Source organism: Pantoea sp. X-Soil-TKNS-1211 (assembly GCF_059730495.1).
The window spans coordinates 1,741,394-1,762,551 of the sequence record NZ_AP035953.1 but is presented as its reverse complement, the minus strand read 5'-3'; the positions used below and the strand labels follow the sequence as shown (position 1 = coordinate 1,762,551).

Below are 21,158 nucleotides of genomic sequence, written 5' to 3'. Positions count from 1 at the left end.
TCTTTTGATTTATTACGAAGAGTAAAATAAATAGATTTTTCTTACTTTGACGGCTATCACGTTTCACTCATGCCGTCGTCTGGCTTTCAGGTAATTCTGACTGACTTGCTGCTATTTCCGACAATAAATGACTGGCTGTGCCCTTTCAGGCACAGCCAGTCTGATGAATTTCTGATTAATTACAGAGTTTGAAATAAAGTGTCTTAACCGCCGAGACGACTCATCGGGACATGAAACAGGCGGGAGAAATTTTCGGTAGTGGCGGCGGCCAGCGTTGCAATATCGACACCTTTCAGTACCGCCATATAATCGGCGACATCACGGGTAAACGCGGGCTGGTTCTCTTTGCCACGGTGCGGCACCGGTGCCAGATAAGGCGAGTCGGTTTCTACCAGCATACGATCGAGCGGCACATAACGTGCAGCATCGCGGATTTGCTCGGCGTTGCGGAAAGTCAGGATACCGGAAAACGAGATATAGAAGCCCATATCCAGCAGTTTCTCAGCGGTCTCCCGGTCTTCAGTGAAACAATGCAACACGCCGCCGCACTTCTCCACCTGCTCCTCACGCAGAATAGCCAGCGTGTCTTCGCGCGCGTCACGGGTATGCACGATAATCGGCTTATTTAGCGCAATCCCGGTACGGATATGTTCACGGAAGGATGCCTGCTGCTGTGCTTTGGTTTCCTGCTGATAGAAATAATCGAGGCCGGTTTCGCCCAGCGCAATCACGCGATCTTCAGCCGCCAGACGGCGAAACTCTTCAACATCGTACGGTGTTTCCTGATTAAGCGGATGCACACCACAAGCCAGCGCGATGTTATCACGTTCACCCACTAACGCCTTCAGGGTATGGTAATCCGGCAAAGTGGTAGCAATTGCCAGCATAAACTTCACATCGCGTGCCGCCGCTTTAGCGATCACATCATCCAGGTCACGATGCTGCTTTTCATAATCCAGACCATCGAGATGGCAGTGGGAATCAACAATAAACATACTTCTCTCTTTTTACCGTTATCCGAAAGTCGCCGGGGTGAGCAGACGGCTCCAACTCAACAGACGATCGGTCAACATTAATTCACGATTGAGCGCCGTCACCTGTTGCAGTTGTTCGCGGCACTGCATCCACAGTTGCACGCTGGCATTCAGGGCGCTGCTGTTCAGCTGTTGCGCCAGTAACGTCACCACATCAGGGCGATCGCCATTGCTCAACCAACGGCTCGCACCTTGCTGGACCTTCATCGCATCCACTAACAGCGAGAGTAGCCAGCCCAGACGGTCAGCGACGTCATCGCTATTTAAGCACGGCAGCAGTTGCAAGATGTCCTGCTGCAACGCGCCCGCCAATGCGTTACACAGCGTCTGACGGGTCTGCCAGCGTTCAGGTTGCAGCAGCGTCAGCGCAGCAGCGGGCGCGCCGTTACTCAGGCGCAGGGCCGCGCGCAGCGCCTCTTCCGGTTGCGAAATCTGCTTTTGCAGCCATTGCAGGCTGTGGATCTCATCAGGTGGCGACAGGTGCCAGGTCATACAACGGCTGCGCAAGGTGGCGAGCAAGCGTGAGGGTTCGCGGGTACTGAGTAAGAACCAGGTATTGGCTGGCGGCTCCTCCAGCGTCTTCAGCAAGGCGTTGGCGGCAGCTTCGGTCAGTTGTGCCGCATCAGGCAGCCATACCACCTTGGCCCCACCCTGCTGGCCAAAATGGTATAACTTTTCCGTCACGTCGCGCACCGCATCAATCCCCAGCGAAGATTTACCCTTCTCGGCTTCGAGTCGATACCAATCCGGGTGCGTCTGCGCCTGCATCAATTGACAACCGTGGCAGTGTCCACAACTCTTTAACCCTTCCGGTTGCTGGCACATCAGCCAACGGCTGACACCCCATACCAGGGCATCATCGCCCATCCCCTCAATCGCCTGAATCAACAGCGCATGGTGCGCCTGACCGCTCTGGTGACGGGTAATGATGCGCCGATAGGGTTGATTCAGCCACGGATACCAGTTCATGCCGTCAGACCTACCAGCCAGCTACGTACCGCCTGTTTGATTGACGCTGTCACCTCCGGCAATGCCTGGGTGGCATCGATGGTGATAATGGTGGGATCCTCGGCCGCCAGTGCCAGATAACGCTCACGGGTGCGCTCAAAGAAACGCAGTGATTCCTGCTCAATACGGTCCAGCTCGCCACGCGCACGCGCACGCTGCAAACCAATTTCCGGTGTGACGTCGAGATACAGGGTGCAATCCGGGCGAAACGCCCCCAACACCGCATCACGCAGTGTCGTCATCAGTTGGCTATCAAGACCGCGCCCGCCGCCCTGATAGGCTTGAGAAGAGAGATCGTGGCGATCGCCAATCACCCAGGCGCCCCGCGCCAGCGCAGGTTTGATTACATTTTCCACCAATTGCACGCGCGCGGCATACAACATCAACAACTCGGCTTTGTCCGTCACCTGCTCGCCATCAATGCCCTGCTTAACCAGCACGCGCAATTGCTCCGCTAGCGGTGTGCCGCCCGGCTCACGGGTAAACACCAGGTCATCAATGCCCTGCTCGCGCAGCACCTCGACCACCGCATCACGCGCGGTGGTTTTGCCCGCCCCTTCAAGGCCTTCAATGACGATAAACTTACTTTTCATTTTTTTCCTTCATTGCCAGCCGATATGCCTGCACGGCTTTATTATGGCTGACCAGATTGGTGGTGAAGGTGTGACCACCTTTACCATCCGCAACAAAATAGAGGTAATTGGTTTTTTCCGGGTGTGCCGCTGCTTCGAGCGAAGCCCGGCCCGGCATCGCAATCGGGCCTGGCGGCATACCGCTGATGGTATAGGTATTGTAATCGGTTGGCGTGTCGAGATCTTTACGCGTAATCGTGCCGTTGTAGTTATCACCCATGCCATAAATCACCGTAGGATCGGTCTGCAACTTCATACCAATCCGCAGACGGTTGATGAACACCGACGCGACGCGCGCCCGCTCTTCACTGACACCGGTTTCTTTCTCGATGATAGAGGCCATCGTCACCAGATCCTGTTCCTTTTTATAGGGCAGATTATCCATGCGCCCCTGCCAAATCTCATCCACCAGTTTGTTCATGCGTGTATGAGCACGCTCCAACAAGGCGACATCACTGGTGTTGGCCGTGTAGAGATAGGTATCAGGATAGAATCCCCCTTCCAACTGACTGGCATCAAGTTTCAGTGCCTCAGCCACCGTCGCGAACTGGTCATCTTTCAGGGTGTGTTTCAGATAAGGTGCGGCACGCAGTTGCGCCAGCCACTCTTTGAGGCGCGAACCTTCGACGAAACGCACCGGGAACTGTGCTTCTTTACCGCTCGCCAGCAATTCCAGCAATTGACGGACGGTCATATTGCTTTCCAGGCGATAGGTACCGGCTTTAAAGCGTGCAAGCTCTGGCTCCAGCTTCAGCAAGGGGCCAAACCACAGGCTCGGCGCAATGACATGCTCACTTTCCAGTTGCGCTTCCAGCGCCACCCGTCCGGTGCCCGCAGGCAGGGTGAAAATGGTTTCCTGGTGCAAAGTCAAAGGAGTATCGGCGAAACGTTCTATCTGCCAATAGCTAAAGGCCGCAGCGAGGCCAATAATCACCGCGGCGCCGGCGATAATTTTTTTCATTCGAGTCATGATGCTTCCATTTTCTGGCAACTGGCGAGCAGTTGCTGGTACAGCGAACGTGCGCTAAACGCAATGTCGTCAATGCTACGCACGGGTAAAACCGGCATCAGAGCATTGCATATCACCACTTCATCCGCGGCGATTAGCCTCTCTCTGTTGCCATCAATCAACTGACAATCCTGACCTGCGGCTGCCATCTGCGCCATCAGATAACGCCGCATAATACCGGCAACGCCAGCCTGCTCAAGACGCGGGGTGAAGACAGTGTCGCCCTCACGCCAGAATAAATTGGCCGCACAGCATTCCACCACCGTCCCCTCAGTGTCAAGCACCAGCGCCTCATCGCCGTCGGTCTGGTCCAGATGGTGGCGAATCAGCACTTGTTCCAGCCGGTTGAGGTGTTTGATCCCTGCAAGCCAAGGGCTACGTGCCAGCCGGATTGGGCTGGTGACCAGGCGTACGCCCTGCTGGTGCAACGTCTGATAATGCTGTGGCCAGGGGGAAAGTGAGAGAATACGTGTTGGGGTGCTACATCCTGCGCGGCTATAGCCGCGTCCCCCCGCGCCTGGGGTCAAAATGACTTTTAACACCGCCTGTTGTTGATTCTGGGCGGCAAAGCGCATTTCCGCTTCAAGCTGCTGCCAGTCAGGCTCAGCCATCAACAGTCGTTCACAACCCAACTTCAGGCGTTGCAGATGTGCCGCTAACAGCTGGATCTGTCCCTGTTGTACTGCCGCCGTGGTAAAACAGCCATCACCGAACTGCACCGCCCGATCGCGCGCCGCTAGTTGCGTCTGTTCCGCACCATTTATCCACATCATAACGACCCCAGTGAATTGACCTTGCTTTGAATATCATTGAAGACCGTAAGATTCTACGCGACTGCGTGACAAAATATAAAAAAGGCCCGCATTGCGGGCCTCAGTCTGGTGCGGTGCAGCTTACACCTTGCGGAAAATCAGTGAACCGTTGGTTCCACCGAAGCCGAAGGAGTTACACAGCGTGTATTCGAGGTCGCTGACCTGACGCGCCGTGTGCGGCACGAAATCCAGATCACAACCTTCATCAGGATTGTCGAGGTTGATGGTCGGAGGGATCGCCCGATCGCGTAAGGCCAGAATCGAGTAGATAGACTCTACCGCCCCCGCAGCACCCAGCAGGTGGCCCGTCATCGATTTGGTTGAGCTGACCATCACAGAGCTGGCCGCTGCGCCAAAGACCGATTTCACCGCCTGTGCTTCGGCTTTATCACCGGCAGGCGTCGAAGTACCATGGGCGTTGACGTAACCAATCTGCTCCGGATTCAACTGTGCATCACGCAGTGCGTTGACCATTGCCAGCGCCGCGCCTGCACCATTTTCCGGTGGCGAGGTCATGTGGTAAGCATCGCTACTCATGCCGAAGCCAACAACTTCCGCATAAATTTTCGCACCACGTTTCTTCGCGTGCTCGTACTCTTCCAGCACCACGATACCTGCACCGTCACCCAGCACAAAACCATCACGATCTTTATCCCACGGACGGCTTGCTGCCTGCGGATTATCGTTACGAGTGGAGAGCGCACGTGCCGCACCAAAACCACCCACGCCCAATGGCGTACTGGCTTTTTCTGCACCACCGGCCAGCATGACATCCGCATCGTTGTAAGCAATGATGCGCGCCGCATGGCCAATGTTATGTACACCTGAAGTACAGGCCGTAGCGATAGAGATGCTCGGACCTTTCAAACCGTACATAATCGTAAGATGGCCCGCGACCATATTTACAATGGTAGAAGGCACAAAGAACGGGCTGATTTTGCGGGGGCCGCCATTGACCAGCGAGGTGTGGTTTTCTTCAATCAAACCCAAACCGCCGATGCCGGAACCAATTGCCGCACCGAAACGACCAGCATTTTCATCAGTTACGACCAGACCGGAGTCCTGCATAGCCTGTATGCCAGCAACGATGCCATATTGGATGAAATCATCCATCTTGCGTTGATCTTTACGCGAGATGAAGTCATCACAATTAAAATCTCTTACCAAACCTGCAAAACGTGTTGCATAGGCACTGGTATCAAAATGGTCGATCAGGGTAATGCCGCTCTGACCGGCAAGGAGAGCACTCCAGGTAGACTCTACGGTATTGCCGACAGGAGACAACATGCCAAGACCGGTCACAACTACACGACGCTTAGACACGTTCGTCCTCCAGGGAGGGATAAAAAAAAGCTATGTGGGACAAACTATAAAACTCAGGCGGTCGAGTGACCGCCTGAAGGATATTCATTAGCCTTGGTGGCTAGTGATGTAGTCGATCGCTGCCTGAACGGTAGTGATTTTCTCAGCTTCTTCGTCTGGAATCTCGGTATCGAACTCTTCTTCCAGAGCCATAACCAGTTCAACGGTGTCAAGAGAATCAGCACCCAGGTCGTCAACGAAAGACTTATCATTACTTACGTCTTCCGGTTTAACGCCCAACTGCTCGATGATGATCTTCTTAACTCTATCCTGAATGTCGCTCATGCTATTAAATTTCCTATCAAAACTCGCTTTCGCGATGGTTTTCGTAGTGTATAAAATGTTGAAAAAGATGCAACAAAATCCCGGCTGGTCGAACCACGATTTTACGCTATTCTGCGGTTTTTACCGCGAATAATGCAAATTATTTCGTGATAATCAGACCATGTACATCCCGCCATTGACGTGAAGTGTCTCGCCTGTGATATAGGCGGCTTCGTCAGAGGCTAAGAATGCAACAGCATTGGCGATTTCCTGTGGGTCACCTAAGCGACCTGCCGGAACTTCCGCCAGAATGCCCGAGCGCTGATCTTCGTTCAGTGCACGCGTCATGTCCGTTTCAATAAAACCCGGAGCCACGACGTTTACGGTAATGCCACGTGACGCAACTTCTCGCGCCAGTGATTTGCTAAAGCCAATCAAACCTGCTTTTGCTGCTGCATAGTTTGCCTGACCCGCGTTACCCATGGTTCCAACTACAGAACCGATGGTAATGATACGGCCCACACGTTTCTTCATCATGGCACGCATAACCGCCTTCGAGAGACGGAAAACCGACGTCAGGTTGGTATCGAGGATATCCGCCCATTCATCGTCTTTCATGCGCATCAGTAAATTATCACGCGTAATGCCTGCATTATTGACTAAAATGTCCACTTCGCCAAATTCTGCGCGCACTTTCTCGAGCACACTCTCAATGGACGCAGGATCGGTCACATTCAACAGCAGACCTTTACCACTGTCGCCGAGGTAAGCACTGATTGCCTCCGCGCCGCTTTCACTGGTGGCAGTCCCCACCACTTTGGCACCACGCGCCGCCAGCGTCTCCGCAATGGCGCGACCGATGCCGCGGCTCGCGCCGGTAACCAGCGCAACTTTACCTTCAAAGCCCATGATTTTCCTCTTATTCCTGTGTAAGCGCAGCAGTCAGTGAAGCAGGATCGTTCACCGCAGCTGCGGTCAGGCTGTCCACAATACGTTTGGTGAGACCGGTCAATACTTTGCCCGGACCGATCTCCAGCAACTGCGTCACGCCCTGTGCAGCGATAAACTCAACCGCTTCCGTCCAGCGTACCGGACTGTACAATTGACGTACCAGCGCGCTGCGAATAGCGTCAGCTGAGGTTTCACATTGCACATCAACGTTGTTTACCACCGGCACTGACGGCGCATTGAAGCTGATCGCTTCCAGTGCCACAGCCAGCTTCTCTGCCGCAGGTTTCATCAGTGCGCAATGGGACGGAACGCTGACCGGCAACGGCAGTGCGCGTTTCGCCCCCGCTGCTTTACAGGCTGCACCCGCACGCTCAACCGCTTCTTTGTTACCCGCGATCACCACCTGGCCCGGCGAGTTAAAGTTAACCGGTGAAACCACCTGACCCTGCGCACTCTCTTCACAGGCTTTACGGATGGCGGCGTCGTCAAGACCGATAATCGCCTGCATCGCGCCCGTGCCTTCCGGCACCGCTTCCTGCATCAGTTTGCCACGCAGTTCAACCAGTTTGATGGCATCGGCAAAATTCAGCACCCCGGCGCAGACCAACGCCGAGTATTCACCCAGACTATGTCCGGCCATAATGGCAGGCAGGGGGGCATTTTTGCTCTGCCAGACGCGATAAATCGCTACCGAAGCCGCCAGCAATGCTGGCTGCGTCTGCCAGGTCTTGTTCAGTTCTTCAGCCGGTCCCTGCTGGACCAATTGCCATAAGTCATAACCCAGCGCATCAGAAGCTTCACGGAAAGTGGCTTCTACCTGCGGGTTTTCAGCGGCCAGCTCGGCCAGCATGCCTACGGTCTGCGATCCCTGTCCCGGGAACACCAAAGCAAATTGCGTCATCATTCGTTCCTGTAATCAAAAGCGAACCAGCGCGGAACCCCAGGTGAAACCACCACCAAAGGCCTCCAGCAGAATCAGTTGTCCCGGCTTGATGCGACCATCACGTACCGCTTCATCCAGTGCACTGGGCACAGAAGCCGCAGAGGTGTTGCCGTGGCGATCTAACGTCACCACCACTTTGTCCATTCCCATGCCGAGCTTTCTCGCGGTGGCGCTAATAATACGCAGGTTGGCCTGATGTGGCACCAGCCAGTCGAGCATTTCGCGATCGAGATTATTGGCCTGCAAGGTTTCATCAACAATGTGCGCCAGTTCGGTGACGGCCACTTTGAAGACTTCGTTGCCCGCCATCGTCAGGTATGCCGGTTGATCCTGGTGTTCACGATCCTGGTACGGTAACGTCAACAATTTGCCGTAACGACCATCAGCATGCAGATGGGTCGAAATAATACCCGGCTCACTGCTCTGGCCCAGTACCACCGCACCCGCACCATCACCAAACAGAATAATGGTGCCACGATCGGCTGGGTCCAGCGTACGTGCCAGCGCGTCAGCACCAATCACCAGCGCATGTTTCACCGCGCCATTTTTGATGTACTGATCGGCCACGCTCAGTGCATAGGTAAAACCTGCACATGCGGCTGCAAGGTCAAACGCGGCACAGTCGTTAATCTCCAACATTTGCTGGATCATACAGGCCGAACTCGGGAATGCATGGCTGGAAGAGGTGGTCGCGACAATAATCAGACCCACGTCACTCGCCGCAACACCCGCCATTTCCAGCGCGCGTTGTGCTGCCGAATAGCCCATCGTGGCTACGGTTTCATCCGGCGCAGCTATGCGACGCTCACGGATACCGGTACGGGTGACAATCCACTCGTCCGAAGTCTCCACCATTTTTTCCAGATCCGCGTTGGTACGCACCTGGCTGGGCAAATAACTGCCCGTACCGAGAATTTTGGTAAACATCTACGCTTTGTCACTCCTGGCTAATACAGTGTCCAGGCGCGCAGCAATCCGTTCAGGGACTTGCCGCCGCACCGCCTGCTCTGCCTGTTCTATCGCTACGGCAAACGCACGTTGATTCGCCGCGCCGTGGCTTTTGATCACCGTTCCGCGCAATCCTAACAGACAAGCGCCATTGTACTGGTCGGGGTTGAGATGACCGAAACGCTTCGCCAGACGCTTTTGGATCCAGCGTCCCAGCCACTTCAGCCACCAGGCCCGTTTTTTTCCTTCCCCTGACGATTTGAGCAGCGAAAGAAACATTCTTACCACACCTTCCATGGTTTTCAGCGTGACGTTGCCGACAAAGCCATCGCAAACCAGCACATCCGTCTTGCCGGTGAGGAGATCATTCCCCTCAAGATAACCAATATAGTTGATTTGCGGGGATTCCCGCAGTACCGCCGCTGCTAAGCGGATGGCTTCCAGACCTTTGGTTTCTTCCTGTCCAATGTTGAGCAACGCGACGCGGGGCTGGTTAATGGCGAGCACTTCTTCGGCCACTACCGCTCCCATCACCGCAAATTGCACCAACATTTCACTGTCGGACTCCACGTTCGCGCCCAGATCCAGCACCACCGTTTTACCCTGCTGCTGATGCGGCAGTACGGTCATCAGTGCCGGACGCTCAATACCTTCCAACGGCTTGAGCAACAACTTGGCTAAGCCCATCAACGCGCCGGTGTTTCCCGCGCTGACACAGGCTTGAGCCTTGCCCTCTTTAACCAGTTCCAGCGCAATACGCATGGAACTGCCGCGACTACTACGAATCGCCTGTGAGGGTCTGGCATCACTTGCAATAACCGATTCGGCAGGGATCACCTGCACACGCCCCGCTACCGAGGAATCCGCTTTGGCAAGTAATGGCATGATTGTGTCGGGATTACCGACCAGAAGGAGAACCAGGTGCGTATGAGAGGCCAGTGCCTGCAAGGCTGCAGGCACTGTCACGCAGGGACCGAAATCCCCGCCCATGGCATCTATCGCCAGGGTCAAACGTGTCAAAGTATCGCCTTGCGTAAACGCAAGAATTACTTAGCGATAACCTTGCGACCGCGGTAGTAACCATCCGCAGTGATGTGGTGACGCAGATGAGTTTCGCCAGAAACTTTATCTACAGACAGGGTGGTGGTGGTCAGCGCATCATGAGAACGACGCATACCACGCTTAGAACGGGTGGGTTTATTCTGTTGTACGGCCATGGACCTTACTCCTATTACTTACGCTTTAAACTGGCTAATACGGCAAATGGATTTGGTTTTTCTGCCTCTTCAGGCAACTTACCAAACACCATGTCCGCGTCGGACACTTCACAGTGTTCAGAATCATGCACCGGAACCACTGGTAGTGCGAGGATGATTTCATCTTCAATCACTGCCAACAGATCGATCTCACCAAAATCATTGACATCGACCGGTTCGTAGGCTTCCGGCAGTGCCTCGGCCTGCTCTTCATTAGAAACAGGACTGAAGCAATAGCTTATGTGAACCTGATGAGGAAACGGCTGGTTGCAGCGTTGACATAACAACGTAACCTGCACATCCGCTGTTCCTTGCAGAACCGCGAGGCGCTGGTTGTCAACCGCAAACGACATGGCACATTCCACATCACTGTCCACACTCACGACCGAGTCGGCCACGCGCGCCACCAGTTCAGGTGAATAAACACCATGATAATCAAGGCGTTTCTGCGCAGCGCGTACCGGATCGAGCGTCAGGGGTAATTTTACCTTTTGCATAGGGCGCGAATATTAACTTTGTAACGTCATAGAGTCAAAGAAAAAGGCCGTTTTACAGCATCTTTCACCCGTTAGTCGCATCCAGTGCGGCGCACAGTTTAAAATGACTGTCACCTTTACGCTATCTATTCTGCAAAAAAATGACGACATCGCTGGTTTTAGCTTCAACCTCACCCTTCCGTCAGGCTTTATTAAGTAAGCTTGGCCTGCCATTTATCTGTGCCGCGCCACACGCCGATGAGACGCCACACCCCGGCGAAGCGGCGGACGCGCTGGTACAACGTCTGGCCCTGGCGAAAGCCAGGGCACTGGCCGCTGAATATCCGGACAGCTGGATCATCGGCTCCGATCAGGTTTGCGTGTTGGATGGCCACATCACCGGTAAGCCGCACACCGAAGAAAATGCGTGCCAGCAGCTAGCCGCCGCCAGCGGTAAAGCCATCACCTTCTATACCGGTCTGGCGCTCATTCAGCCACAAAGCGGGCAGCAATTTATTTGCTGTGAACCCTTTACCGTCCATTTCCGCACCCTGAGCACCGCAGAAATTGCTGGCTATGTCGCCAAAGAGCAGCCGCTGCAATGTGCAGGCAGCTTCAAAAGCGAAGGTCTGGGCATTTGTCTGTTTGAACGGCTGGAAGGGCGCGATCCCAATACCTTGATTGGTTTACCGCTGATTGCGCTGAACGGGATGTTGCGGGACGCGGGCATCAACCCTTTGTGCTGATGCCCGTGGCGTTATGCTTTTTTCTGACGTAACTGGCTAAGACAATGCTTCAAAGCGCCGTCCAGCGGCGCTTCCATCCGTAACGTCTCACCGGTGTTGGGATGGGTAAAAGTCAACGCCGCCGCATGCAGGAACAGACGGGAAAGTCCGGTCGATGCCAGCTGGCGTTCAAATTCACGATCGCCGTAACGATCATCAAAGGCAATCGGGTGGCCCGCGTGCAGGGTGTGCACGCGAATCTGGTGTGTACGGCCAGTAACCGGGCTGGCTTTCACCAAAGTGGCAAAGCCAAAGCGCTCTTCCACTTTAAACCGCGTCTCTGAGGGTTTACCTTCCGCACTGACGCGCACCACACGCTCGCCACTTTGCAGGATATTCTTCAGCAACGGTGCCTGGACCACTTTCAGATGGGATGGCCAGTCGCCACGCACCAGCGCCAGGTAGTCTTTTTGCATGCCTTTGTCGCGCAGCTGTTCATGCAGGGAACGTAGCGCCGAACGCTTCTTGGCGACCAGCAAAATTCCTGAGGTATCGCGATCGAGGCGGTGAACCAGTTCGAGGAAACGGGCTTCCGGTCGCAGCGCACGTAATCCTTCGATTACGCCGAAACTTAAGCCGCTGCCGCCATGCACAGCAGTGCCGGAAGGCTTATTCAGGACCAACAAATAATCATCCTCATAAAGGATGGCATCCGCCAGCGAGGCAACTTTCGCCAACTTTGGCGAGACAGCCTGTTCTTCACGTTCAGCAACCCGCACCGGTGGAATACGGATCTCATCGCCCTCTTCCAGCTTATATTCAGGTTTGATACGTTTTTTATTTACCCGCACTTCGCCTTTACGCAAGATGCGATAAATCATACTTTTCGGCACACCCTTCAGTTGGGTGCGCAAAAAGTTATCAATTCGTTGTCCGGCATTTTCAGCCGTGATGGCGACAAATTGTACGCCGGGATTCTCTGTTTTCATGGCGGCGATTCTAAATAGTGTCCCTGGATAGCGCCACCCCTTTTTCTGTGCTTAACTCTCTGGTTGTCGCGGCGCTAAAGGGTCGAAATGCTGACTTTTTCAACAATGTGATGATAACCCCTGCAAATGAACAGGTTAAGGATGCATAAACTTCACAGCTCGGCAAAAGTCGCCTTGCTATATGTTGGTTAGCAATGGAATAATGCAGGGGTTTCTGTCCTGGAAAGATTCAGGCAGAAGAAAGAGCGAAATAAGTCATTTTGCCGGATTAAACGGACACGCAGCAATGGCGTAAGACGTAATGTTAAATCAGGCACTTAGCGGGCTGCGGGTTGCAGCCAGGACGACAGACTGGGATGTGTGGATTTTTGAATACTCTGTAGCACTTCCACCTTCAGGCGCTGGATTTCCTTATGAAAAACAGGCCACCGACAAGATTTGCGCCCCTTTAGCCACCGACAACCGTGAGGTTGACGTCTGTGCATTAAAGACACGGGGCCATCGGTTGATTCTCGTCCAGGGTAACGATGCCCGCAGCTTTGTCACTCATGAGAGAATAACGAGTAAGTCACGATGAAAAGAATGTTAATTAACGCAACTCAGCAGGAGGAGTTGCGCGTTGCCCTGGTTGACGGACAACGTCTGTACGATCTGGATATCGAAAGCCCCGGACACGAACAGAAAAAAGCCAATATCTACAAAGGTAAAATCACCCGTATTGAACCCAGCCTGGAAGCTGCGTTTGTTGATTACGGTGCTGAGCGCCACGGTTTTCTCCCTCTGAAAGAAATTTCCCGCGAATATTTCCCCGCCAGTTACAACGCGCACGGACGTCCTAATATCAAAGATGTACTGCGTGAAGGCCAGGAAGTCATCGTTCAGATTGATAAAGAGGAACGTGGAAATAAAGGCGCGGCACTGACCACCTTTATTTCCCTGGCCGGTAGCTATCTGGTGCTGATGCCCAACAACCCGCGTGCGGGTGGGATTTCGCGTCGGATCGAAGGCGATGACCGTACCGAACTGAAAGAAGCGTTGTCCGCACTGGAACTGCCGGAAGGCATGGGCCTGATTGTGCGTACTGCGGGCGTTGGCAAATCTGCCGAGTCGTTGCAGTGGGACCTCAGCTTCCGTCTGAAACACTGGGAAGCCATCAAGAAAGCCGCAGAAAGCCGTCCGGCCCCGTTCCTGATTCATCAGGAAAGCAACGTGATTGTGCGTGCCTTCCGTGACTATCTGCGTCAGGACATTGGTGAAATCCTTATCGATAACCCGAAAGTGCTGGAACTGGCGCGTCAGCATATCGCTGCGCTGGGTCGTCCGGACTTCAGCAGCAAAATCAAACTGTACACCGGTGAAATCCCGCTGTTCAGCCATTACCAAATCGAATCACAAATTGAATCGGCCTTCCAGCGTGAAGTGCGCCTGCCTTCTGGCGGCTCGATTGTTATCGATAGCACCGAAGCGCTGACTGCGATTGATATCAACTCAGCACGCGCGACGCGCGGGGGTGATATCGAAGAAACCGCTTTCAACACCAACCTGGAAGCAGCCGATGAAATCGCCCGTCAGCTGCGTCTGCGTGACCTTGGTGGTCTGATCGTTATCGACTTCATCGATATGACGCCGGTACGCCATCAGCGCGCAGTGGAAAACCGTCTGCGTGAAGCGGTACGTCAGGATCGCGCACGTATTCAAATCAGCCATATTTCACGTTTTGGTCTGCTGGAGATGTCGCGTCAGCGTCTCAGCCCATCGCTGGGCGAGTCCAGCCATCACGTCTGTCCGCGTTGTAGCGGTACTGGCACCATTCGTGATAACGAATCGCTGTCGCTGTCCATTTTGCGTCTGATTGAAGAAGAAGCGCTGAAGGATAACACCAAAGAAGTGCATGCCATTGTGCCGGTTCCGGTTGCCTCCTACCTGCTGAACGAAAAACGTGACGCGGTCAGTGCGATTGAGAAGCGTCAGGGTGGTGTACGTGCCATCATCGTGCCGAACGATCAGATGGAAACCCCGCACTACTCGGTTCTGCGCGTGCGCAAAGGCGAAGAGACTCAGACCCTGAGCTACCTGCTGCCGAAGTTGCACGAAGCAGAAATGGCGCTGCCTTCAGAAGAGGAACAGGCTGAACGTCGTCGTCCGGAGCAACCCGCTCTTGCCGCCTTTGTCATGCCTGATGCACCACCTGCACCGGTTGAAGTGGCTGAAGAAAGCAAGCCAGTGGTGAAAGACGAGCCGAAGAAAGCGAAGCCAACCGCTACTGCTGCTGCACCGGCTGCGTCAACCGGCTTTATGGCACGCCTGCTGGGTGGGCTGAAAAAACTGTTTGTTGGTGATGCCCCGGCTGCCGCGCCTGAAGTCAGCGAGCAACAGGAAAGCAAAACCAGCGAAGGTGAAAACAACCCGCAGCGTGGTGATCGTCGCAACAACCGTCGCAATAATCGTCGCGAGCGTACACCGCGCAACGCTGAGAATGCACCGGTGCGTGAAGCACGTGAGCCACGCGAACCGCGTGAAACCACCGAGAACCGTCGCAACAAACGCCAGAACGAGCCGCGTGAAGAACGCAGCCCAGTACAGAGCGAAGAAGCTCGCCAGCAGCGTGAAGAGCAGCAGCAACAGCGTCGCGAACAGCGTGCGGAGCGTCAGCGTCGTCGTCAGGAAGAGAAACGCACCCAGCAGCAGGAGCAGAAAGCCGCTGAACCGGTTGTTCAGGCGGATATCGTTGATGAGGCGGCACAGGAAGAAGAACGCGTTCAGGTTATGCCGCGTCGTAAGCCGCGCCAACTGTCACAGAAAGTGCGCTTTGGTGACGAAAACGCAACTGCAACCGAGACCGTTGATGCACCGGTTGAAACTGTACCGCGCGCCGTGATCAATGAAGAACCGGAAGTGGCGAATGATGAGCAGGATGACGTTGATAACCGTGACAGCGCTAATATGCCGCGCCGTTCACGTCGTTCACCACGTCACCTGCGTGTCAGTGGTCAGCGTCGTCGTCGTTACCGTGATGAGCGCTATCCAACCCAATCAGCCATGCCACTGGCGAGCGCTTCTGCCTCTCCAGAAATGGCCTCTGGCAAAGTCTGGGTGCGTTACCCGGTGGCACAAACCAACGAGGAACTGGTGACGCAGGATGCACTGAACGAGACGCCGGATTACAGCCGCGAAGAGACCGCAGCTGCTGTTGCCTTGCCTGCCAGCGTTGAGCCAGCGCAGGAAGTGGCCGCAGAGCAAAACGTCGAAACCGTTGTGCATCAGGCTGAACCGCAGGCGCACACTGACGTGCCGGTGGTGAATACCGAGGACACCAGCCCGATTGAAACACCGGTAAATGAAGAACCGACCGTGATTTCAGCCGCTGATGAAGCGATCGCCGAAGAGACTGTCGCGCAGGCCGAACCGGTGGTTGATGTTGCCGCCGAGGTCAGCGAAGCCGTCGCTGCCGCCGTTGCTGCACCGGCTGAAGTCGCACCGGAAGTCACCGAGCAAGTGGAAGAAGTCCTGTCCGCGCCGGTTGCTGTTGCAGCCCAGCTGGAGCCAATCGTGGAGCCTCATGCACCGGTTGCTGCACGCGATGCGGTCATCAACAACGCAGAAACCCGTTGGAAGCATTTCGCTTCTGCGCCGATGACCAAAGCACCGGCACCGACCTGGCAACCTGAACCGGTTCGCCATAGCGATTGGGTACGCCCGCCATTTGAGTTTGCAGGCCGTGGTTCGGCTGGTGGCCATAGCGCTACGCATCAGGCTACCGCCCCGGCGACCAAGCCAGAAAGCGTCTAAACCCACTGTACGTCACACCAAACCCCGGCCAGTCCGGGGTTTTTTATTGCCCGAATACGTAGCGGCGCGATTTTTATCAGGCAAAAAAAATCCCACGGCCAGTGAAGGGCGTGGGAAAAAGCAAGCGCACCCGGTTTAAGTACGCTCAAATTTGCAGGTCAGTTACGAATTAATTTGGAACAACGACATCTTCGACATCTGAGTAAACACCGTATAAGACGCCTGCAATGCCGTCTGCTGCATGGTGTAGCTGGAGATCGCCGAGGTGTAATCCACATCCACCAGGTCACTCATCTGCGACGCCATAATGGTATCGCGGTCATCACCCTGCGCATCCAGCGTGTCCAGCTCAGACATCTTTGATCCCACCGCAGAACGCACGCTCAACACATTGTTCAGTGAGTTGCTCAGTCCACGGTTGGTCTTGTCCATCGCATCCTGGAAGGTTTGTTTGGTGGCATCGTCAGCGTTGTCTTGCGGTACTTTCAAAGCGGCGATCGCGCTGTCGAGCATATTGAACAGGTTGGTTTCACTGGCGCTACCGTCCGGTTCTGCTTTGGCGTTGCTGGTAATCGACATAAACACCGAGGTGCCGGTGTCGCCGACCGACATGGTGCGGCTGTCGTCCACTTTCTGGGTGATGGCATCGCTGCCGCCGACATAGGTCACGCCGGTGCCATCATCAGTGAATGGCTCGGTATCGGTTTGATAGCCGGCGAAAATATAGTTGCCGTTACCATCTTTACTGTTAGCCAGACCCAGCAATTGCGAGCGGATCCCTTCCAGTGACGTGGCGATCGAGGCACGATCATCATCACTCAACGTACCGGTTGAACCCTGTACAATCAGGGTCTGTGCATCCTGAATGCTGCTGGTGACGCTGGATAAGGTGTTTTCCTCCATGGACAGACTCTGATTAGCGAAGCTACGCGCGGTGGCGTACTGGCTACTTTTCGCCTGTGTCTGGGACAACACCACAGCACGCGAGGCCGCAATCGGGTCATCAGAAGGGTTAGTCACACGACGGCCGCTGGAAAGCTGCTCGCCAACTTTGAGCCAGGAGGCTTGCGAATCCGTGATGCCGCGCACCTGCTGGTTGAAGATCATATTGGTACTAAGACGCATGGTTTTTTATCCTCTCTGCTTAGCCGAGGCTGTCGATCAGCGCATTGAAAATGGTGCTGGCAGTTTGCAGCACCTGCGCGTTCGCCGTGTAATATTGCTGATATTTGGTCAGGTTGGCGTACTCTTCATCGAGGTTCACGCCCGAAATCGACTGCTGACGGTCGCTCAACTGGCTAACCACACTTTCCTGAGTGGTGGTGGTGGTTTCCAGCGTGCTGGTTTTGTTACCGACGGTGCTGACTATGCTGGCATACGCCTCTGCCAGGGTGGCATTCCCGTTCACCAGTTTGGTATCTTGCAAATCCAGCAGTTTTTGCGCGTTGGTGTTATCGCTGGCACCATCCACTGCACCAGCAGCGGCAATCTGAGACTCATCGGTGATCGCCACCGACATATCATTAATTACGTTCTGCACCGGTTTCACCAGGAAGCTGTCTTTCGCTGCTGGCGTACCATCAACGGTCAGCTGTAAACCATCAAAACTCAGAGTGGTATTGCCGTCAGCATCCGTTCCCTGCGTCGGCGTTACGCTGACGTTGTCGGACAGACGTGTCACGGACCAGTTGCTGCCGTCATAGCTAACGGTGTAGTTCGAGGCTTTCACCGCGCTGGTGTCGGTCCATTCAGCGGAAAGCGTCGTGCTGGAGGTATTCTTGGTATTGCTCAGTACTTCCGGGCTGCCGATATTGAAGAAATCGGTGCCCTGATCACCGTTGCTGTCATACCCTTCTTTATGAATGGTGTTGAAGCTGGTGGTAAAGGCAGCGGCAAGCTGGCCGAGTTGATTCTGTGCGGTATCCAGGTCCTGGGTACGGAATGCCAGCAAACCACCCAACGAACCGGTTGTCAGGGTTTTCTCAGCAATTTCTACGTTACCCGCCTGCTTATCGACATAACCCACAGTGATACGCGAAGGATCACTGCTGGAAGGCATCGCCACCAGCGAAGTGGTTTTGCTGCCGTTGACCAGCGTGGTACTCCCCATGGACACGATATAGCTGCCGTCCTGCTGCGACACCGACACCCCGACGATATCATTCAGGCTACTCACCAACTGATCGCGTTGGTCCAGCAGGTCATTCGGCGCAGTGCCATCACCGGTGGTCAGTTTGGCAATCTGAGTATTCAGGTTGGCAATCTGACTGGTGTAGGTATTGATTTGATCAACGCTGGAGGTGATATCCGTGTTGACGCTGGTCTGCATGTTAGTCAGATACTGCGCGGTAGTCTGGAACTGGTTGACCAACCCCTGGGCGTTACTCAGCATTGACTGGCGCGCGGACGGGTCATCTGCGTTGCTGACCACGTTTTGCAGGTTGGTAAAGAAGTCCTGAATCGACGTTGACAGGCTGGTGGTCGACGTCGAGAGCAGATCGTCAATGTTTGAGATCTGAGAATATTGGGTATTCTGCGCACTGTAAGTGGCACTGGCACTGCGTAACTGCGCGGTGATGAACTCATCATATTCACGCTGCACACCCGTCACCGTCACCCCGTTACCGTAATAGCTGCTTCCGGTTAGCGTGCTGTTGGCCTGCCCCAGGATAGTCGTCTGACGCGTGTAACCCGCCACGGTATAGTTGCTGATGTTGTTACTGGTAGTGCTTAGTGCGGCCTGTGCGGCGCTCAGCCCGCTCATCGCTGAGTTGATTATACTGGACATCTCGGTTCCTTAATTTCCCGTTCACCGGGCTGGCTGTCATCAGTGCGGTTACCGGGGCGTTGAAACGCCCGGGGTGTATGAGGGTTATCGGCGTGCTTAAGTGAAACTTGAGGTAAAAAATCAGAACAAATCGGTCAAATCCTGGCTATACGCTTTCACGACTTTTTCGCCCATGCTTTTGAATTGCTGGATCATTCCCACCAGTTTCTGGGCGTATTTCGGATCGGTCGCATAACCGGCAGCCTGTAACGCTTGTGCACCCTGCTCCGCCGTCTGGGCATTTGCGACTGCGGCATAACGCGGGTTGTTCGACAGGAGTTTGACGTAGTCGGTCAGCGCCTCAAGATAGGAGCCGTACACACGGAAAGTAGCGCGGACCTTTTTCGCTTCGCCGTGTTCATATTCGGTGGTCATGATGTCAGTGGTTTGGCCTTTCCAGTCGCCGCTGGCCTTAATACCGAACACGTTGTAACTCGGCTTACCGTCGCGCGTCAGAATCTGACGCTGCCCCCAGCCGGACTCCAGCGCCGCCTGCGCCAGAATCAGGTGGTGTGGAATGCCACTCTCATCACTCGCCACTTTGGCGGGCTGCGCCAGCTGGGCAATAAAGTCGCTGCTGTCGCCGGACAAACTGCCGGGTGATACCGGCAGTCGCGGCATCGCTTTACGCACCATTTGTTCCAACTGAATGGGTGCCATGCTGCTGTAAATGAAGCTGTTATCCAGCTTCATCGGTACGGTGCCCGCACGCTCATCCGGTTCCTGAGCGGGTTGCATCTGTTTGACGATGGTCTCCGCCAGCCCAAGACCGCGTTTGCCCATCTCCTGCGCGATCTGCTGGTCGTACATTGAGGTGAAAAGCCGCGTCTGGTCGTTGCTCAACAGGCCATCTTTGGGCAATGCCTCACGCATACTTTTCAGCATCATCTGCACGAACATGCCTTCAACCTGCTTCGCCACCTGTAAGGCTTTACCTTTCGGATCCTGACTGGCTTCGCGTTTCAGGTTATTGAGCGAGCGGCTGTCATAAGCCGCATTCATCAGCGATTGCGTATCACTCATCAGATAATTTCCAGTTTGGCGCGCAGACAGCCTGCACTCTGCATCGATTGCAGAATCGACATCAGGTCAATCGGTGTTGCGCCCAACGCATTCAGTGCGCGTACCACATTGTTCAGGTTGGCGCTGGCGTTGACATGTTGCAGCGCCCCACCACTCTGGCGCATATCGATCTGCGTCTGGTTGGTCGTCACAGTTTGACCACCCGCGAATGGTGTGTTCGGCTGATTGACGTTCTGCTGCTGATTAACCGTGACCGACAGGTTGCCCTGCGCGACTGCACAGGTGCTCAACGTCACTTCGCGGTTCATCACCACCGAACCGGTACGTGAGTTGATGATCACTTTGGCGTCTTCCAGCGGTACGGAAACGTCAAGGTTCTGGATATCCGCCAGGATACGTACTTGCGAGCTGTTATTCGGCGAAACACGAATTTGTACGGTACGCGCATCTAGCGGCTGGGCGTAACCATAACCACCGCGATTGATGGCATCTGCAATGCGCTGCGCCATAGTGAAATCTTCGTTGTTCAGTTGCAGGTTGATAGTGCTCTGGCTGCCAAAGTTGCTTTGCAGCTCACGTTCCACCGTGGCCCCTCCGGTAATACGACCACCGTTCAACTGGTTGACCTGTACGCTGCTGCCACCGGCTGCGGCACCGGCACCACCGACCAGGATGTTACCCTGCGCCAGCGCATAGACCTGGTTATCGACGCCTTTCATCGGCGTCATCAGCAACGTACCGCCGCGCAAACTTTTGGCGTTACCCAGCGATGACACCACCACATCAATGTTCTGACCCTGACGGGCAAAGGCCGGCAGCTTCGCCGTCACCATCACCGCCGCCACGTTTTTCAACTGCATATTGGTGCCCGTAGGGACAGTGATCCCCAACTGCGACAACATGTTGCTGACGGTTTGCGTGGTAAAAGGCGTCTGAGTGGTCTGGTCGCCTGTGCCATCCAGTCCCACCACTAAGCCGTAACCAATCAGCTGGTTGTCGCGCACGCCCTGTACGGTGGTCAGATCGCGGATGCGGTCAGCATGAGCGATAAGGCTGAATCCGAGCAGCAAGCTCAGGCTCAAACGCAGCAGAGTGTTCATTTTCATCGTA

20 protein-coding genes are annotated in these 21,158 nt (G+C 54.8%); 2 read left to right on the top strand and 18 right to left on the bottom strand.

The window, feature by feature from the left end; all coding sequences use genetic code 11:
* Positions 1-203: 203 nt before the first annotated feature.
* The 13 genes from AC6I8W_RS08455 to yceD all read right to left on the bottom strand — a co-directional run bounded on the left by AC6I8W_RS08455 (position 204) and on the right by yceD (position 10,716).
* Positions 204-995: a metal-dependent hydrolase gene (locus AC6I8W_RS08455; RefSeq protein WP_497837767.1), complete on the bottom strand. Its 792-nt coding sequence runs from the start codon at positions 993-995 to the stop codon at positions 204-206.
* 18 nt (positions 996-1,013) lie between these two features.
* Positions 1,014-2,003, bottom strand: coding sequence for a DNA polymerase III subunit delta' (gene holB, locus AC6I8W_RS08450; RefSeq protein WP_497837766.1), 990 nt, complete (start codon positions 2,001-2,003; stop codon positions 1,014-1,016).
* Entirely contained in the window at positions 2,000-2,635 is a 636-nt protein-coding gene (gene tmk, locus AC6I8W_RS08445; protein ID WP_497837765.1) for a dTMP kinase, read from the bottom strand. Before tmk ends, holB begins: the two co-directional genes overlap by 4 nt.
* Entirely contained in the window at positions 2,625-3,644 is a 1,020-nt protein-coding gene (gene mltG / locus AC6I8W_RS08440) for an endolytic transglycosylase MltG (protein WP_497837764.1), read from the bottom strand. The genes tmk and mltG overlap by 11 nt, the downstream gene beginning before the upstream one ends.
* Complete coding sequence (gene pabC / locus AC6I8W_RS08435) at positions 3,641-4,456, bottom strand: aminodeoxychorismate lyase (protein WP_497837763.1); 816 nt, start codon at positions 4,454-4,456, stop codon at positions 3,641-3,643. Before pabC ends, mltG begins: the two co-directional genes overlap by 4 nt.
* A 120-nt stretch (positions 4,457-4,576) precedes the next feature.
* Complete coding sequence (gene fabF, locus AC6I8W_RS08430; protein ID WP_497837762.1) at positions 4,577-5,818, bottom strand: beta-ketoacyl-ACP synthase II; 1,242 nt, start codon at positions 5,816-5,818, stop codon at positions 4,577-4,579.
* An 87-nt stretch (positions 5,819-5,905) separates the two neighbouring features.
* Positions 5,906-6,142, bottom strand: a complete 237-nt coding sequence (acpP, locus tag AC6I8W_RS08425; RefSeq protein ID WP_497837761.1) for an acyl carrier protein — start codon at positions 6,140-6,142, stop codon at positions 5,906-5,908.
* A gap of 153 nt (positions 6,143-6,295) precedes the next feature.
* Positions 6,296-7,030, bottom strand: coding sequence for a 3-oxoacyl-ACP reductase FabG (gene fabG / locus AC6I8W_RS08420; protein WP_021185603.1), 735 nt, complete (start codon positions 7,028-7,030; stop codon positions 6,296-6,298).
* A 10-nt stretch (positions 7,031-7,040) separates the two neighbouring features.
* Positions 7,041-7,973, bottom strand: coding sequence for an ACP S-malonyltransferase (fabD, locus tag AC6I8W_RS08415; RefSeq protein ID WP_497838133.1), 933 nt, complete (start codon positions 7,971-7,973; stop codon positions 7,041-7,043).
* Between the two features lie 15 nt (positions 7,974-7,988).
* A complete protein-coding gene (locus tag AC6I8W_RS08410) occupies positions 7,989-8,942 on the bottom strand; it encodes a beta-ketoacyl-ACP synthase III (RefSeq protein ID WP_497837760.1) in 954 nt (317 codons plus the stop codon).
* Positions 8,943-9,983, bottom strand: coding sequence for a phosphate acyltransferase PlsX (gene plsX, locus AC6I8W_RS08405; RefSeq protein WP_497837759.1), 1,041 nt, complete (start codon positions 9,981-9,983; stop codon positions 8,943-8,945).
* Between the two features lie 26 nt (positions 9,984-10,009).
* The gene (gene rpmF, locus AC6I8W_RS08400) at positions 10,010-10,180 is read right to left on the bottom strand and encodes a 50S ribosomal protein L32 (protein WP_013508656.1); all 171 of its coding nucleotides are present in this window, start codon (positions 10,178-10,180) and stop codon (positions 10,010-10,012) included.
* Positions 10,181-10,194: 14 nt separating this feature from the next.
* Positions 10,195-10,716, bottom strand: coding sequence for a 23S rRNA accumulation protein YceD (gene yceD, locus AC6I8W_RS08395; protein ID WP_480370297.1), 522 nt, complete (start codon positions 10,714-10,716; stop codon positions 10,195-10,197).
* A 140-nt stretch (positions 10,717-10,856) separates the two neighbouring features.
* Here yceD and AC6I8W_RS08390 point away from each other — a divergent pair, with 140 nt between their 5' ends.
* The gene (locus AC6I8W_RS08390) at positions 10,857-11,441 is read left to right on the top strand and encodes a Maf family protein (protein WP_497837758.1); all 585 of its coding nucleotides are present in this window, start codon (positions 10,857-10,859) and stop codon (positions 11,439-11,441) included.
* 11 nt (positions 11,442-11,452) lie between these two features.
* Here AC6I8W_RS08390 and rluC read toward each other — a convergent pair whose 3' ends face one another.
* Positions 11,453-12,409: a 23S rRNA pseudouridine(955/2504/2580) synthase RluC gene (gene rluC, locus AC6I8W_RS08385; RefSeq protein WP_497837757.1), complete on the bottom strand. Its 957-nt coding sequence runs from the start codon at positions 12,407-12,409 to the stop codon at positions 11,453-11,455.
* 573 nt (positions 12,410-12,982) lie between these two features.
* Here rluC and rne point away from each other — a divergent pair.
* A complete protein-coding gene (gene rne / locus AC6I8W_RS08380; protein ID WP_497837756.1) occupies positions 12,983-16,198 on the top strand; it encodes a ribonuclease E in 3,216 nt (1,071 codons plus the stop codon).
* 162 nt (positions 16,199-16,360) lie between these two features.
* Here the strand turns inward: rne and flgL are convergent, their stop codons facing one another.
* The 4 genes from flgL to AC6I8W_RS08360 all read right to left on the bottom strand — a co-directional run bounded on the left by flgL (position 16,361) and on the right by AC6I8W_RS08360 (position 21,154).
* Entirely contained in the window at positions 16,361-17,323 is a 963-nt protein-coding gene (gene flgL / locus AC6I8W_RS08375) for a flagellar hook-associated protein FlgL (RefSeq protein WP_497837755.1), read from the bottom strand.
* 19 nt (positions 17,324-17,342) lie between these two features.
* The gene (gene flgK, locus AC6I8W_RS08370; RefSeq protein ID WP_497837754.1) at positions 17,343-18,986 is read right to left on the bottom strand and encodes a flagellar hook-associated protein FlgK; all 1,644 of its coding nucleotides are present in this window, start codon (positions 18,984-18,986) and stop codon (positions 17,343-17,345) included.
* Between the two features lie 120 nt (positions 18,987-19,106).
* Complete coding sequence (gene flgJ, locus AC6I8W_RS08365) at positions 19,107-20,048, bottom strand: flagellar assembly peptidoglycan hydrolase FlgJ (RefSeq protein WP_497837753.1); 942 nt, start codon at positions 20,046-20,048, stop codon at positions 19,107-19,109.
* Complete coding sequence (locus AC6I8W_RS08360; RefSeq protein ID WP_497837752.1) at positions 20,048-21,154, bottom strand: flagellar basal body P-ring protein FlgI; 1,107 nt, start codon at positions 21,152-21,154, stop codon at positions 20,048-20,050. Before AC6I8W_RS08360 ends, flgJ begins: the two co-directional genes overlap by 1 nt.
* Positions 21,155-21,158: the final 4 nt, after the last annotated feature.